At 74.6% G+C, this 1,522-nt stretch carries 1 protein-coding gene; it reads right to left on the reverse strand.

Annotated features, from left to right (window positions below; translation table 11 throughout):
* A partial coding sequence (locus HW445_RS30585) for an alpha/beta hydrolase (RefSeq protein ID WP_257231394.1) occupies positions 1-1,522 on the reverse strand: 1,522 nt, incomplete at both ends.

The raw sequence follows: 1,522 nt of genomic DNA on the forward strand, positions 1-1,522 counted from the left end.
GCGGCGTGGCGGGTGGTGTCGAGGGCGGGCTTGGGGGCGGGGAGGGAGGGGCAGGTGGCGTCCGCGTCGCCGGAGGAGCGGCGCGGGACGGTGCCGTCGGTGAGGTACGCGGCGAGGTGCCGGTCGAGACAGGCGTTGCCGGCCAGCGTCACCCCGTGGTTGCCGCCGCCCTCCTCGACCACGAGCGAGGACCCCCGCAGCAGCCGGTGGGTCCGCACCGCACCGGCGTACGGCGTCGCCGCGTCCCCCGTCGCCTGGAAGATCAGCACCGGCGGCGCCTTGTCGTTGGCGACGTCCACCGGCTGCCGCAGCCCTTCCACCGGCCAGAACGCGCACGGGGCGTTGTACCAGGCGTTGCTCCAGGTCATGAACCGGGCCTTCTCGTGCACCGCCCAGTTGTCGGCACGCCACGTGCCCCAGTCCCGGGGCCAGGCCGCGTCCCGGCACATCACCGCCGTGTAGACGCTGTAGCTGTTGTCCCCGGAGGCGTCCACCGCGCCGACGGCGCGGTACGCCTCGACCAGCGGGCCGGTCTCCCCCTTCACGGAGTAGGCGGAGAACACCCGGGCCAGCAGTGGCCAGTAGCCGTTCTGGTAGCCGCCGGGAAGGAAGAGGTCCTCGAGCTCGGCGGGTCCGACCACGCCCTGGGCCGGCTTCCTGGCGAGCGCCGCGCGCATCGCGTACCACTTGGCCTCGACCCGCGCCGGGTCCGTGCCCAGGCCGTAGACCTTGTCGTGCCGGGCCACCCAGGTCATCAGGGCGCGGTGCCGCTCCTCGAAGGCGATGTTCTGCTGGAGGTTGTTCTCGTACCAGACGCCGGTGGGGTCGACCACCGAGTCCAGGACCATCCGCCGCACCCGGTCGGGGTGGAGCCTGGCGTAGACCGCGCCGAGGTAGGTGCCGTAGGAGTAGCCGAAGTAGTTGATCTTCTCGGCGCCGAGCGCGCGCCTGATCACCTCCAGGTCCTCCGCCGCGCTCACCGTGTCGACGTACGGCAGCAGGTCGCCGTGCTTCCCGCCGCACGCGGCGGCGAAGGCGCGGGCCCGCCGGAGGTTGGTCTCCTCCAGGGCGGGCGTGGCCGGCACCGTGTCGGGGCGGACCGGACGGGAGTGGCCCGGCAGGCAGTCGAGGGCGGGGCGCGACCTGCCGACCCCCCGGGGGTCGAAGCCGACGACGTCGTAGCGCGCGGCCACGTCCTTGGGGAGGGAGCCGGCCACGAAGCCGGTGAGGTCGACTCCGCTGCCCCCGGGACCGCCGGGGTTCACCAGCAGGGGGCCCAGCGACTTCTTCGCGGTGTGCGGGACGCGGGCGAGCGCGATGGTGATCTTCCGGCCGCCCGGGTCGGCGTGGTTCAGCGGTACCTGGACCGTGGCGCACTGGAGCGTCGGGGCCTGCTCGGTCGCGCACTTCTTCCAGGCCGGCCGGGCCACGCCCTGCGGGGCGGGCCCCGGCGCCGCCTGGACGGGCGGTACGGAGGTGAGGGCCGAGGCCAGCGCGACGGCGGTGCCGCAGAGGGCGGCGG

Source organism: Streptomyces sp. UH6 (assembly GCF_013421635.1).
Lineage (GTDB): Bacteria > Actinomycetota > Actinomycetes > Streptomycetales > Streptomycetaceae > Streptomyces > Streptomyces abyssomicinicus.